The sequence below is a fragment of the Glaciecola sp. HTCC2999 genome (genome assembly GCF_000155775.1).
GTDB lineage: Bacteria > Pseudomonadota > Gammaproteobacteria > Enterobacterales > Alteromonadaceae > Opacimonas.
The window spans coordinates 40,161-53,774 of sequence record NZ_DS989810.1 but is presented as its reverse complement, the minus strand read 5'-3'; the positions used below and the strand labels follow the sequence as shown (position 1 = coordinate 53,774).

Annotated in this window: 14 protein-coding genes and 3 tRNA genes; 5 read left to right on the top strand and 12 right to left on the bottom strand. The window is 37.7% G+C overall.

Features of this window, described 5'->3' with window-relative positions; translation table 11 throughout:
• The first annotated feature begins 48 nt into the window (after positions 1-48).
• From fnr to rssA, 4 genes are all read left to right on the top strand, one after another.
• Positions 49-780 carry a fumarate/nitrate reduction transcriptional regulator Fnr gene (fnr, locus tag G2999_RS11460; RefSeq protein WP_369769852.1) on the top strand — a complete coding sequence of 244 codons (732 nt, stop codon included), beginning with the start codon at positions 49-51 and terminating at the stop codon, positions 778-780.
• A 121-nt stretch (positions 781-901) separates the two neighbouring features.
• Positions 902-1,825 (top strand): universal stress protein UspE, encoded by a 924-nt coding sequence (uspE, locus tag G2999_RS00310; protein WP_010177565.1) that lies wholly within the window; start codon positions 902-904, stop codon positions 1,823-1,825.
• Between the two features lie 40 nt (positions 1,826-1,865).
• The gene (ttcA, locus tag G2999_RS00305) at positions 1,866-2,732 is read left to right on the top strand and encodes a tRNA 2-thiocytidine(32) synthetase TtcA (RefSeq protein WP_010177564.1); all 867 of its coding nucleotides are present in this window, start codon (positions 1,866-1,868) and stop codon (positions 2,730-2,732) included.
• The gene (gene rssA / locus G2999_RS00300) at positions 2,732-3,634 is read left to right on the top strand and encodes a patatin-like phospholipase RssA (RefSeq protein ID WP_010177563.1); all 903 of its coding nucleotides are present in this window, start codon (positions 2,732-2,734) and stop codon (positions 3,632-3,634) included. Before ttcA ends, rssA begins: the two co-directional genes overlap by 1 nt.
• Positions 3,635-3,638: 4 nt before the next feature.
• Here rssA and G2999_RS00295 read toward each other — a convergent pair whose 3' ends face one another.
• The 11 genes from G2999_RS00295 to uvrY all read right to left on the bottom strand — a co-directional run bounded on the left by G2999_RS00295 (position 3,639) and on the right by uvrY (position 11,232).
• Positions 3,639-4,337, bottom strand: a complete 699-nt coding sequence (locus G2999_RS00295; RefSeq protein WP_010177562.1) for a DUF2987 domain-containing protein — start codon at positions 4,335-4,337, stop codon at positions 3,639-3,641.
• A 66-nt stretch (positions 4,338-4,403) separates the two neighbouring features.
• Positions 4,404-5,309 carry a glucosaminidase domain-containing protein gene (locus G2999_RS12510; protein ID WP_083781630.1) on the bottom strand — a complete coding sequence of 302 codons (906 nt, stop codon included), beginning with the start codon at positions 5,307-5,309 and terminating at the stop codon, positions 4,404-4,406.
• Positions 5,287-6,021: a hypothetical protein gene (locus G2999_RS00285; protein ID WP_010177560.1), complete on the bottom strand. Its 735-nt coding sequence runs from the start codon at positions 6,019-6,021 to the stop codon at positions 5,287-5,289. The genes G2999_RS12510 and G2999_RS00285 overlap by 23 nt, the downstream gene beginning before the upstream one ends.
• Positions 6,022-6,033: 12 nt before the next feature.
• Complete coding sequence (locus G2999_RS00280) at positions 6,034-6,711, bottom strand: LysE family translocator (protein ID WP_010177559.1); 678 nt, start codon at positions 6,709-6,711, stop codon at positions 6,034-6,036.
• Complete coding sequence (locus G2999_RS00275) at positions 6,711-7,565, bottom strand: sulfurtransferase (RefSeq protein ID WP_010177558.1); 855 nt, start codon at positions 7,563-7,565, stop codon at positions 6,711-6,713. Before G2999_RS00275 ends, G2999_RS00280 begins: the two co-directional genes overlap by 1 nt.
• A 135-nt stretch (positions 7,566-7,700) precedes the next feature.
• Positions 7,701-7,787: transfer RNA gene (locus tag G2999_RS00270), tRNA-Leu, on the bottom strand.
• Positions 7,788-7,819: 32 nt separating this feature from the next.
• A tRNA-Cys gene (locus G2999_RS00265) sits at positions 7,820-7,893 on the bottom strand.
• Positions 7,894-7,930: 37 nt separating this feature from the next.
• Positions 7,931-8,006, bottom strand: a tRNA-Gly gene (locus tag G2999_RS00260).
• A 160-nt stretch (positions 8,007-8,166) separates the two neighbouring features.
• Positions 8,167-8,739 carry a CDP-diacylglycerol--glycerol-3-phosphate 3-phosphatidyltransferase gene (gene pgsA / locus G2999_RS00255; RefSeq protein ID WP_010177557.1) on the bottom strand — a complete coding sequence of 191 codons (573 nt, stop codon included), beginning with the start codon at positions 8,737-8,739 and terminating at the stop codon, positions 8,167-8,169.
• Between the two features lie 16 nt (positions 8,740-8,755).
• Entirely contained in the window at positions 8,756-10,585 is a 1,830-nt protein-coding gene (uvrC, locus tag G2999_RS00250; RefSeq protein WP_010177555.1) for an excinuclease ABC subunit UvrC, read from the bottom strand.
• A 2-nt stretch (positions 10,586-10,587) separates the two neighbouring features.
• Positions 10,588-11,232 (bottom strand): UvrY/SirA/GacA family response regulator transcription factor, encoded by a 645-nt coding sequence (gene uvrY, locus G2999_RS00245; RefSeq protein WP_010177553.1) that lies wholly within the window; start codon positions 11,230-11,232, stop codon positions 10,588-10,590.
• Between the two features lie 435 nt (positions 11,233-11,667).
• On the opposite strand from uvrY, the gene G2999_RS00240 reads away from it, so the two are divergent.
• A complete protein-coding gene (locus G2999_RS00240; RefSeq protein ID WP_010177552.1) occupies positions 11,668-12,909 on the top strand; it encodes an OmpP1/FadL family transporter in 1,242 nt (413 codons plus the stop codon).
• A gap of 85 nt (positions 12,910-12,994) precedes the next feature.
• Here G2999_RS00240 and G2999_RS00235 read toward each other — a convergent pair whose 3' ends face one another.
• Entirely contained in the window at positions 12,995-13,540 is a 546-nt protein-coding gene (locus G2999_RS00235; RefSeq protein ID WP_010177549.1) for a LysE family translocator, read from the bottom strand.
• Positions 13,541-13,614: the final 74 nt, after the last annotated feature.

Here is a 13,614-nt window from a genome sequence, read left to right as displayed (position 1 = left end):
ATAAATACTTTTAATATTTTAGACAGCGCGTGAAAAATTATGACCAAAATGGATTTCTCAATACACTGCCAATCATGCAGCTTCTCTCATTTGTGCTTACCTGTCAGTTTAAATGATAATGAACTTGAATCATTGGATGACATTATAGAGCGCAAAAAACCCTTACAGAAACACGATGTCTTATTTAGTGAAGATACCCCATTTAAATCATTGTTCGCTGTCAGAAGTGGTTCTTTTAAATCCGTCATCCGAACTGAAGATGGACAAGAACAGGTCGTCGGTTTTCATTTACCAGGAGACTTAATCGGATTTGATTCATTAGATGCGCAAACTCATCAATCTAGTGCTATTGCTTTGGAAACATCAATGGTGTGTGAATTACCATATCATATGCTAGATGAGATGGCGGAACGTTTCCCAAAATTACGCAAACAAATTATGAGCTTCATGAGTAGCGACATACAACAAAAACATGAGTTAATGATGCTCTTAAATAAACGCAAAGCCGAAGAACGTTTATTGTATTTTCTAACTCATTTATCCCAGCGTTATGCCGAAAGAGGCTTTTCGGAAAAGCAATTTAATTTAACCATCACTCGAAATGAAATTGGTAATTACCTAGGGTTAACGATTGAAACAATTTCTCGTTTACTGACACGTTTTCAAAAAGAAAAATTAATTACTGTCGACGGTAAACTTATAGAAATACTGGAGTATGATTTAATGTTGGCTAAGTCTAAAGGGCTACATCATGAACTCATGCAGCAATTAACTTGTTAATCGCAGATGTTCTTTGATCCACATCATATCAATCCACATTTGTGTTATCTTTACTTTACACAGTAATAGTATGTTTACTATATTAAGAATACAGTAATATTTGATTACTTTTGGATACACCATGATAGACATTAACTCTGTACTCGTCGTTATTGAGCCTAATCAATTACAACAACCCGCTTTAAGTCGCGGTATTGATTTGGTTAATAAGACCGGCGCAAAACTCATGGTGTTATTATCTGTTTATCATCCTAGTTATGATATGACTACGATGATGTCATCCAGTGAGCGTGAGGAATTTCGCGCTGAATATATATCTGATCAATATCAAGCGTTATCTGAGCTTATTGAAACATACGACTTACCATCGCAAACGGTTACCGCAATTAATTGGCACAAGCGGGTATACGACAGCATTGTAGAAACGGCTAAAGATGAACAAGCAGATATCATTATTAAATCGACCAAACATCATGATGTCGTCACTAGTTTAGTATTTACCCCGCTTGATTGGCATTTAATGCGAAAATCCCCAATACCAGTGTTACTAGTTAAGCATAATGAATGGCCGTCTTATGATGATATTTTGACTGCGGTTAATACGGGTGACGAAGATAAAAGCCATACAGATCTTAATGAAAAACTCACTACCACTGCTGAAGATTTTGCAAAATTATTTTCCAGTAATCTTTATCTAGTCAATGCTTACCCTCATATTCCCTTACCGTTAGCTAAATCTAGTCCTGCTTTTACATTTAACTCACTGAACGTTGCTATTCGTAATCATCACAAACAAGCAATGAATAATTTTGGCTTACGTCATCGAATTCAACATGCTAATTTATATGTAAAAGAAGGGCTACCTGAACAAGTAATACCCAATGTTGCCTCTAATATTAATGCGGATTTATTGATTATTGGAAGTGGCAGCACAGGAAGTCTAAACGGGTTTACATTAGGAAATACCGCAGAACATATAATGAATAATATCAAATGTGATGTTTTAACCATCAAACCCGACGGTTTTGTATCACCAAAACATTAATCAGTTTATAATTTTACCTAAGCACTATTTGGGCAAAAATATGAATCAAGAAAAACTCCAACAAAAACTCCGTAAACAAACAGCGCAAGCGATTACACAATACAATATGATTGAGGAAGGTGATCGTGTCATGGTCTGCCTATCTGGCGGCAAAGATTCATATACCATGTTAGACAACTTATTGTACCTTCAACAAGTTGCCCCCATTAACTTTGCCATCTTTGCAGTAAACTTAGATCAAAAGCAACCAGGGTTCCCTGCACATATACTGCCTGAATATTTAACTCAGCGAGACATCGAACATTATATAGTCACAGAAGACACATATAGTATCGTCAAAGAGAAGACCCCTGAAGGTAAAACTACCTGTGCGTTATGTTCTAGATTACGTCGCGCCATTTTATACCGTACTGCAAAAGAGTATGGCGCTACCAAAATTGCACTTGGTCACCACCGTGACGATATGCTGGAAACCTTATTATTGAACATGTTTCATGGCGGGCAATTAAAATCGATGCCCCCAAAACTCGTCTCAGATAATGGTGAGCATGTCGTCATCAGACCTTTAGCGTTTTGTGCGGAGAGTGACATTGCTCAGTATAGCCAAATACAGCAGTACCCTATTATTCCTTGTAATTTATGTGGTTCCCAAGAAAACCTGCAACGTAAACAAATAAAAATGATGTTACAAGATTGGCATGAACGCTTCCCTACTCGTATTGCTTCAATGGCGAAGTCATTGCAACAAGTCGTCCCATCCCATTTATGTGATAGTGATTTATTTGCGTTCTCTGAGATAAAAGCAACAGGTGAAGTGAATGCTGAAGGTGACATTGCCTTTGATCCACCGTCAATACAGTCAACGTCATCCAGCTTAGATAGTATTCACGTTGTTGAGGTTAATTAATGAAAATCGGATTAGCTCTTGGAGCTGGTGCGGCTAGAGGATGGACGCATTTAGGGATAATTGATGCGCTTGAAGCATTAGGCATTAAAATTGATATTGTTTCTGGTTGCTCGATTGGTGCTTATGTTGGAGCTGCGTATGCTTCAGGCAATCTTGATAGATTAAAAGATTGGGCATTTGATTTAAGCGAATGGCAAGTTTTACGCTTACTAGGTATCGGGATCAGTCGTGGCGGTTTAGCCAGTGGTGAACAAGTATTTAAACTGTTAGCCGATGAGTTTTCTGCTGAAAATTTTGAAGATATGGATAAACCCTTTGCTATTACTGCCACTGATTTATATTCAGGTCGAGAGATTGTATTTCAATCAGGCCCGGTGGTTAATGCAGTTCGTGCGTCATGCTCAATACCTGCATTATTTGCACCCGTTCAATATGAAAATCGTTGGCTGGTAGATGGTGCAGTAGTTAACCCAGTCCCTGTTAATTTATGCAGACGTTTGGGTGCAGACTTTGTCATTGCAGTCAATTTAAGCGCTGATTTTCGACCTGAAATGCAAGATAAAAATATTACAGCGCATAAAGCCGCGCAGCAAAAAACAGATGAGAAATTACACAAACACCAAAGTTTATTTAGAAGTTGGTTTACGCCAGATCCAAAAGAAAGTGAACAATCTCCCCCAGGGATCATGAGTGTCATGAGTAATAGCTTAGACATCATGCAAGCTCGGGTCACTCGTTCTCGGCTAGCAGGTGATCCACCCGATATCTTAATTGAACCACATCTGCGTGACATAGGTATTTTAGAATTTGAAAAAGCCCAAGAACTTTATGCTGCAGGCCAAGAAGCTGTTAATCGTTTAGAAAAACAAATTTTATATCAACTGAACTACCTGGGTGGTTAACTTATTACTTTGATGATGTCAGAGCAGTTATCCGCAATGGTGCTTGCGGTAAATTAATGGTGTTAAGCTCATTAAGTTGTTGTGATGATATTCTCAATACGCCTTGAACGATAGATACATACTGATTTACCGAATGATTTAATGTCTCATCAGCAAAGCGCATTTGTAATCCACTCACTTGAGGCATCAAAAACGACATAAACCCGCCCATCTCATCAAAAAAAGCCATGTATTGTGATTGAATAAAGCGCAATTCAGCTACTGTGTAATCAGTTTTTAGATACTCAGGTAATGTTTCAATTTGAACATTGATATCACAATGGTTAGCCGGTTGTTTAATATCTAAAACGACCATTGCTTCGGCTAATTTTAAAGCTCGTTCGGTAGGTATAGAAAAACGTTGTTCAGCACTTACGGGTAAATCTATGGTGACTTTTTGTGTCTCAATCTGTGCTTGGTTGATCTCACATAATTGACCTGGCACATGGATATTTGTAAAACCAAAAGCAAATCTCAACGCCGTAATATCGTCACTTGAAATCTTGCGAGTGTGAGAATAAAAAGTTTTATAAGCGACTTCTAGCTTGTTAGACTGCTCAACATTTTGAGAGATATTCTGAACTTGGGCGTTCGCTAAGGTTGTGAGACTTATTAACCAAACATTTAAGGTTAATAACATGATATTTTGTATATTTAATTTCACTATAATTCTCTTCAAATAACGGAACCATTCAATCATTCAATCATTCAATCATTCAATCATTCATGATTATAATTGTTCTTTTAAAATGTCTTCATCTATACCTAATAACGAGCGATTAACACGTAACATAGACTGTAATTCATCAATATAAGCTTGTCCACGTTCAGAGTAAGCTTCTAAAGTAGTGGTTAATTGCATAGCTAGCTCAAACGAAGTCAATTTCCTACTATGCAATAACGCTTGGCGTTTTATCTGTAACTGACGGTATGCTTTATTTCTATTGAGGTTAAGTACATAACGATACATACCTTGAGCAGGTGTAGAAAATTTAGCGACTTCATGTGTCATCCCTTCGGTACGATGTTTAGGAACGAAACCACAACCCGTTTGATAACACCATAAACCGAAATAGTTATAGCCTTGTACGGCGAATCGAGATGTACCCCACCCTGACTCGTTAGCTGTCTGCACTTGTATTAATTCAATAGGAATAATGTTGACACGCAGTAGTAATTCTAAAAGTACATCAGATACTTTGTGTGACTTAATACGATATTCTTCAAGCAAAAATTGTAATTTATCTTGTTCACTTGAAGATAAGAGCCCAGCTTGAAACTCAGTTATAGATAACTCAGGATCTGAATCTAGCAAAGAAGCATAATCAGTGACTAAGTTCTGAATAAAACTCCGCTTACGCAAAATGAGCTGATTATTTTGATAGGCTAATTTTCCAATAAACCGGAAATAGGTATGCTTTTTAGTCTTTAGATCTTGTATGTCAGTAAATTCGGGAACGTCAATGGAACTGAAATTGTTTTTGAAATCTAAGGTAAAAGGATCTTCATTCAAATGTGAATCAAATATTGGTGATGTAGATGCTGGAGGTAAAATAAAAGGCAACACGAAGGCTACGGTCATGACAACAGCGAAAATGGCTAGAGAGACTCGTTTAAGCATCGAATGTGGTATCATCTTTTCTCAATTCTGAAATATTAATAATGTCATTATCTTCATCATAACCAACTAAATCAGCATAAATTTTACCTTTAAGTGTTAGCATAAAAGGCACTGTATAAAAGAATAAAATACCATAAGTCAGTACTGAAGCGATCACTAATAAAATAATAATGCCATGGATAAAAAGAAACGAGCTAAGGTATTTGTTGGTCAGCATAAATGATAGTTTGATTGCGTCGAATGGTTTGTATCCTTTATCGACTAATAATGGCAGGACTAACGAAGTCACCACCCAAATATAAAGACCTGGTAAAATAAATAATTGAAAACCAACGCTGATCCAAAACGAGATAAACACCGAAATAAGTCCCAATATAAAAATGCGTGGGAAATACGCCATGATATCTAAGGGTTTAATATTTTTTTGAGTCGCATTTCTAATCCCCATGATCAGAAAACCCGTCATTATTGGCGCTAAAAAGAACATTAATAGCACTTCAATTTGTAATGCTGTGCTAGGTGCTATTTCAAGTGGATTGGTAACCTCAAATACCGACAGTAGGATCATTCCAAATACCATCACACCTGCAAATGCTAACAACATCGCACCTATAAATGGCAATATTTGAGTTTTTGTGTGCGCATGAGTTTCTTTTAATAATGCTTTGATGTCAAAAATATACTGGCCGTTTAATGCAGCTTCTAATCGATTTTTAGGGGTAGACATAATTCTCTGTTGTTAATACATCACAATACTTAATGCTAATAATATCAACACCACGCCCATCAATCTATCTATTACGTGACGATATTGTTGTAAATATTGATCGATACGAGAATGAGATAACAACACACTGAGTAAAATAAACCATAACCCCGTCGCTATCGATAAATACACACCATAACTCCAACGTACGAATTCGGGCGTGCTCGGTGCTATAATCGCACTGAATAATGACAAGAAAAACAAGGTTGCTTTGGGATTTAATCCATTCGTTATAAAACCTAAACGAAACGCTTTAAAGGACGAAGGTGGAACTAGGGACGACGTTGATATAGTTTGTTCGACATGATTGTCTAAATCTGATCTAGGCGAAGCTGGAGAAAGTTGATAGGTTGTATCTGGTTTTGACAATAAAGACTTAATACCAATATAAGTAAGATATCCTGCAGATAAATATAACAACCCTTGGTAAAGCAAAGGTGTTGTTTTAATTAATAAACCTAACCCCAGGATAGAATAAATAACGTGCAACATAATCCCAAGACCAATACCTACACTAGTATAAGTAGCCGTCTTACGCCCATAAGCAATGACTTGTTTAACAATAATCGCAAAATCAGGGCCAGGACTGGCTACGGCAATAAGATGCACACCCGCGATAGTTAAAAATTCGACCCAATAATCTGCTAGCATTAGTCCGTCACTATGGGGGTATTAGGATCATTAGCCCATTCAGACCAAGAACCATCATAAATACTGATGTTTTTAAATCCACATATCTCAGCAGCAACACTTAATAAACATGCTGTCACACCTGAACCGCAGGTAAAGACAATCGGGTCATGAGATTTGATATCTAATTTTGAAAACAACCGATCTAGCTGAGAAAGACTCTTAAAGTAACCGTTTTCTAAACACTCACTGTAAGGCAAATTTTTTGCGCCTGGCATATGCCCTGCCCTCATCCCTAATCGAGGTTCCGGTGTTCGAGCATAGAATCTATCAGCACCTCGGGCATCGATAATATGATGCGATTGGTGAGCAACAATGGTGAGCATTTGCGCTTTACTAATAAACACAGACTGATCACGAGCAATAAAATCTCCCAGTACAGATGTTTGGCTTATTTCTGCTTGGGTCGGAAGCTCTTTTGCTAACCAAGCTGGTAATCCCCCATCTAAGATATGGACTCGTTGATGACCAGAAGCCACTAACATTTTATAAACTCGTGGGGCACTAAATATACCCTTATCATCGTATACAACGTATGTTGTATTATGATTAATTCCTAACTGCTTGGCAGCCTGAGTAAATTGTTCTGCACTAGGCATCATGTGCATGCCCAGAGCAGTAGGATCAGCAAACAAATACTCAAAATCAAAAAATAACGAGTTGGGGATGAGTTGTTCAGGGAAGATTACGCTATCACTCGTTCCTGGTGGTGACATCGATGTAAACAAAGGTACGACATTACATTGTTCATCTAACAGTGCAGCATGAAGCTGTTCAGGGGTCACAAGTAAACTTGTAAAAGTAGAATTAGACATCACTCACTCCATTTAATAATGTTGATTTATTATTAACAGGTTAGTGTTTATATGCAAGTAACTTAGTTTTTTATTAATTAAATAATTAAGATAAGTTTTAAAACGAGAAAACAATTTACTACATGAAGAAGTAAATGGTGCCCAGGGCCGGACTTGAACCGGCACGCTGTTACCAGCGAGGGATTTTAAATCCCTTGTGTCTACCAATTTCACCACCCGGGCAACGAGTGCTTACACAAACTGTGTAAGTATAGTGGAGGCGGAACCCGGAGTCGAACCGAGATCCACGGATTTGCAATCCGCTGCATAGCCATTCTGCCATTCCGCCAGAATGTACATATTTCCAATTTCTTGGTAAAAGAAATTGGAGCGGGAAACGAGATTCGAACTCGCGACCCCAACCTTGGCAAGGTTGTGCTCTACCAGCTGAGCTATTCCCGCGCTGCTTACAAAGAGAATGGCGTCTCTCCGAAGAAGTGCGTGCATTGTACCGTCCAGATAAAAACTGTCAACACTAAAAAGCACATTTTTTTAAGTTTCATGCAATTTTATGTCTAAGTGCATTATTTTTACACAAAACGGATATTTAACCGTCAATTTTCTATGCTGTTTTCTTTCCAGTCAGCGCTGGTATGGCCGCTACAGTATAAATCCACATTGACCATAATGATAAAACGGTGGCGACATATAATAAAATATAGCCTAAAGAGACCCAAAAAATTCGGAAACCGAGAAAATACTCCATGCCGGAGAGTAATCCAATTAATGCTAACATTTGTGCCGTTGTTTTTAATTTACCAACAAAGCTCACTTTCACATTATTACTGAGTCCCATCTGCCCCATCCACTCACGTAACGAAGATACATATACTTCACGTGATAATAAAATAATAGCCGGGATCGTTATCCATAATGTTTGATAAGTATGAGTAATCATTAACAGCGCCGCCGCAACAATCAATTTATCGGCAACTGGATCCAGAAATGCACCAAATGCACTACTCTGTTTTAATCTTCTAGCAAGATAACCATCAAACCAATCAGTGATTGCCGCGAGCCAAAAAATAAATGCACCAGCTTCATGTGCCCATCGCCAGTCCAAAAAATACACGGTAACAAACACTGGTATGAGTAATACTCGAAATATTGTGATGAGATTAGGTAAAGTATACATAGGTTACTTTTGGCAATTAGCTGTGTAAGTGATCATATATTATTTCTGCCATTTGCACACTAATTCCTGGGACTTTTTGGATTTCCTCTTGGCTCGCTTTTTTCAAACCTTGTAATCCCCCCATATATTTTAGTAAAGCTTGACGACGTTTTGCACCGACGCCAGGGATGGATTCAATGGTTGATGTCGTCTTTATTTTCTGACGTCGATTCCGATGTCCAGCTATTGCAAACCGGTGTGACTCATCACGTATATGTTGTATTAAATGAAGACCCGGTTGATCAGCATTCATTGGGATCGTTTCGTGTGAACCAGCCATAATCAGAGTTTCTAAACCTGCTTTGCGGCTGGTACCCTTCGCTACACCGATTAATAATGGTTTTTTCTCAAATGGCCATTTTTCAAAATGTGCTTCTGCTTGTCCTAACTGTCCTTTTCCCCCGTCAATAAACACAATATCAGGTATTTTATCTTCGTCTTGTTGGGTATATTTATATCGACGAGCCAACACTTGTGCCATCGCGGCATAATCGTCACCACCAGTGATCCCGTCAATATTATAACGACGATAATCAGATTTTAATGGCCCGTCACGATTAAATACGACGCATGAAGCAACGGTTTGCTGTCCTGATGTATGAGATATATCAAAACATTCCATACGCTGAATAGGTTCATCGCGGTCAATCACTGATTCTAAATCTTTATATCTAGCAAACATTGATTTTTGCTGAGTTTGTTGACTAACCAACCCATTTTCTGCATTTTTATTAGCTAATTCTAGATAGCGTCGTTTACTGTCTCTTGCACCTGAATAAAATTTGACTTTATATTTAGCATGTTGAGATAACGCTTCAGCGACTTCTTCTTGTTCAGGTAGTTTCTGTGGCAAAATAATTTGTTTAGGGATCGTTTTATTTCCCGCTAAATAAAACTGCAGAATAAACGATTGAAGTGCATCATCGATGCCTAATACACTGGGGATCTTTGGAAAGAAAGATTTTGAACCGAGTAACTTGCCATCGCGAACAAACATGACTTGAATACACGCACCACCATGCTTATACGCAAAACCAAATACATCCATTTCTTCTTGTGCACCACTGACCCATTGTTGCTCTTGCACTTTGCGTAACGCACCAATCTGATCGCGTAACCTAGCAGCATGCTCAAAACGCAGTTCCATGCTAGCCTTTTCCATCTGCTTGACCATCGTATCGATGACCTGTTGATCTTTACCTTTTAAAAAAAGCTTAGCCATCAAAACTTGTTCATTATATTCAACATCACTGATATGACCGGCAACACATGGCGCACTACAGCGCTGCATTTGATATTGTAAACAGGGACGTGTGCGCGCACGATAATAAGCATCTTCACATTGTCTGATGGGAAAGATTTTTTGAAATGAACGAAGACTTTCTTTTACGGCCCATGCGCTCGGGTATGGACCAAAGTACTCCCCTTTTTGCTTTTGTGGACCACGATGCATGCTGATTTTAGGATGCTGATGATCAGATATAAAAATAAAAGGGTAAGATTTATCGTCTTTCAGTAAAATGTTGTAGCGCGGACGGTATTTTTTTATGAAATTGTTTTCAAGAATAAACGCTTCTGTTTCACTACTAACAACAGTCACGTCCATTTTGGCAATGTGCCCAACCAATGATTGCGTCTTTGAATTGTCGTGCTTTGCTTTAAAATAACTCGAAACACGTTTATTGAGATTTTTAGCTTTACCAACATAAATTACATCATCATTTGCGTTATACATGCGGTATACGCCAGGTTGATGCGTTAATTTATCAATAAAAGACTTATAATCAAACTCAATATTTAATGACATTATTATAAGAAATCAGGAGAAATCAGCTTATATCGTAATGCTAGGTGTGTTAATTCAACATCACTATTTATTTCTAACTTTTCGAACATTCTATATCGATAAGTATTGATGGTTTTAGGACTAATATTCAAACTATCAGCAATGTCAGGAACACGACGACCTGTCACTAACATTAACGTTATTTCTAACTCTCTATCTGATAGCTGGTCAAATGGATTAGAATCGCCAAGATCGAGTTTGCCAATGGCTATCTGCTGAGCTATCTCTGGCGCTATATATTTTTGTCCTGCAACGACTTTATGTACAGCACGAACCATTTCATCAGGTTCTGCATTTTTTGTAATAAAACCAAATGCGCCCATTTGCATCACTTTTGCTGGAATTGGATTTTCTGTATGCATAGAAATACAGATGACTCGTATATTTTCAGACATACGTGCAATCTGCTTAGTCGCTTCCAAGCCACCGATACCAGGCATGTTAACATCCATTAACACGATATCTGGGGCATCATGGCGACAATAACGAATTGCTTCTTCGCCACTTTTTACTTCGGCAACGACAGAGAAAGTGGATATACCTTCTAAAATCAATCGTATTCCAGACCTAACTAACTCATGATCATCAACTAAGAGGATCTTAACCATTTAACATATCCCTGAAAATAACATTTGTATCCATCTATCACTTCCACAGCTCATTATGTGGCGACGTAACTAAACCCAAAATATAAGTTTAAACAAGAAGATAGATTAACCATATCGTATAAATGTAAATGATGTAATCACTTAAATCTATATTTTATTAACACCAGTTAAAATTTGTATGAAAACCATACAAAAATAATGGTTACTGTCGGTTAATCTACTTTATTAAGTAAACATTGCTTAATTATTATTCAGCCATTCACTCATTTAGATAATGTAAATTAACATCATGATTAGTTGCATAACAAATACTAAAACCATTGAGATTGAATATTCAGTAACGATATATGATATGACAATTAAGATGATATATCGGCATTATTTTTCTTAGCATTTATTGCATAATTAGCACATATCAAAAACATGTGGACAACTATGAAATATTTATTAAAAGCAGCAAGTGCAACAGTAATAACATTATGCACTTTTTCCGTATCGGCAACCAATGGGTATTTTGCTCACGGTTATGGTGAAGCTAATCGTGCCCTCGCTGGTGCAGGTACTGCATATGGTTTTGACGCAATATCTTCATTAAATAATCCTGCGTCAGCCTTACAAATTGATGATCAATTTCAATTTGAATTAGCCATTTTTTCGCCTAAGCGTGGCTTTAATGTGACTGGACAAATGGCCCCCCCACCTGCATTTTCGCTTGCATTGGGTGAAGTAGAATCAGGTAATGAGTATTTTATTATTCCAGGGTTTGGCTGGAAAACTCAGCTGTCTGAAGATTCTAGTTTTAACTTAGCTGTTTACGGCAACGGCGGCATGAATACAGAATATGAAAGCAGTGTGTTTTATGGCAGTAATGCTGGCGTTGATTTATCACAGTTGTTTGTTAATTTTGGCTATGCAAAACAAATCAATACAGATCTTGCATTAGGTGTCGCTCCAATCTTTGCGATCCAACGGTTTGCTGCGACGGGCTTAGAAGCGTTCGGTCAGTTTTCGTCTGACGCTAGCTCACTGACTAACAAAGGCCATGAAATTACCACTGGCTTTGGTCTAAAGCTCGGCATGACATATCAATTAACGGATTCATTGACAATCGGCTCAACGTATCAAAGTACGATTAAAATGGACAAATTTTCTGACTATAGTGGATTATTTGCCGAAGGTGGCAGTTTTGATATTCCATCAAATTTCTCATTGAGCTCGGTTTATGAGTGGTCAAATGGTTCGCTATTCGCGCTAGATTTACAAAGAATCAACTATTCAGAAGTTAAATCGATAGCCAATCCTCTTATGCCAAATATTATGCAGTCTCAATTGGGGCAAAGTGGCGGTGCAGGATTCGGTTGGCAAGATATCGATGTTATCAAAGTAGGTTATCAGTTCCAGTTAGCTGATATTACCTATAGATTAGGTCTTAGCCATGGAGAACAACCTATTCCTGAGAGCGAAATGTTATTCAATATATTGGCCCCGGGAGTGCAAGAGATTCACTATACTGCAGGGATTGTTGTGGATGATTTGAGTATATCATTAATGTATTCACCGAAGAGTAAAGTAGCAGGTCCTAATCCGTTAACTTGTGATCCTGTGAATGGTCAATGTGCACAAAATATCAACTTGTACATGTCTCAAGTACAACTCTCATTTGGTTACCGTTTTTAAGTACTAACAAAAAAGCCCGCTCTAAAAGCGGGCTTTTTCTATATGAGAAGTAGAATAACTGACAATGTAGACCTACCCCATTAGCCTAATAAATCATCGTAATAATCATTGTAAATGCCAAAACAACATAAATCATTCTTGTTCTTATAGGGTTTGAAGATAAAAATTGACGCATCCAAGCACCTGCAAATATCCAAACTCCACAAATTACATTGGTACATGTAAAAATTACAGCAGCTGTTACAGTATCTAATCCATATGATGTTGCTCCTGCAAATGCCATCATTAAAGCCTTCGGGTTGACCCACTGAAATATAGCAGCTCTAAAGAAGCCCCATGGCTGCCCTCCTGCATTGCCATCCAATATTTGTGTTGGTGCTGTGGCTATCTTAAAAGCGATGTAACATAAAAGAGCCATTGCAAAATATTCAAGAAAGACTAAAAATTCTTCTGAAATAAGAGGAATAATTGATCCAACACCCAAATACATCACACCAAATCCAATATTAATACCTAAAAGATGCGGTAATGATCGTTTAACACCAAATCGAATACCAGAAGCCATAAGCATCGAATTATTAGGACCTGGCGTAATGGATGTTATAAAAGCAAATATAAAGAAACTTATCATATAGCACTTCCTGTTAAATCTATCGATATATGTAGCCCTTACTCAATCTATTTTATTAGCGATGTTTCGATTAA

Coding starts and splice junctions, on each gene's coding strand:
- fnr (WP_369769852.1), top strand. CDS start 49: ATGGATTTCTCAATACACTGCCAATCATGCAGCTTCTCTCATTTGTGC.
- uspE (WP_010177565.1), top strand. CDS start 902: ATGATAGACATTAACTCTGTACTCGTCGTTATTGAGCCTAATCAATTA.
- ttcA (WP_010177564.1), top strand. CDS start 1,866: ATGAATCAAGAAAAACTCCAACAAAAACTCCGTAAACAAACAGCGCAA.
- rssA (WP_010177563.1), top strand. CDS start 2,732: ATGAAAATCGGATTAGCTCTTGGAGCTGGTGCGGCTAGAGGATGGACG.
- G2999_RS12510 (WP_083781630.1), bottom strand. CDS start 5,309: ATGATACCACATTCGATGCTTAAACGAGTCTCTCTAGCCATTTTCGCT.
- G2999_RS00285 (WP_010177560.1), bottom strand. CDS start 6,021: ATGTCTACCCCTAAAAATCGATTAGAAGCTGCATTAAACGGCCAGTAT.
- G2999_RS00280 (WP_010177559.1), bottom strand. CDS start 6,711: ATGCTAGCAGATTATTGGGTCGAATTTTTAACTATCGCGGGTGTGCAT.
- G2999_RS00275 (WP_010177558.1), bottom strand. CDS start 7,565: ATGTCTAATTCTACTTTTACAAGTTTACTTGTGACCCCTGAACAGCTT.
- pgsA (WP_010177557.1), bottom strand. CDS start 8,739: ATGTATACTTTACCTAATCTCATCACAATATTTCGAGTATTACTCATA.
- uvrC (WP_010177555.1), bottom strand. CDS start 10,585: ATGTCATTAAATATTGAGTTTGATTATAAGTCTTTTATTGATAAATTA.
- uvrY (WP_010177553.1), bottom strand. CDS start 11,232: ATGGTTAAGATCCTCTTAGTTGATGATCATGAGTTAGTTAGGTCTGGA.
- G2999_RS00240 (WP_010177552.1), top strand. CDS start 11,668: ATGAAATATTTATTAAAAGCAGCAAGTGCAACAGTAATAACATTATGC.
- G2999_RS00235 (WP_010177549.1), bottom strand. CDS start 13,540: ATGATAAGTTTCTTTATATTTGCTTTTATAACATCCATTACGCCAGGT.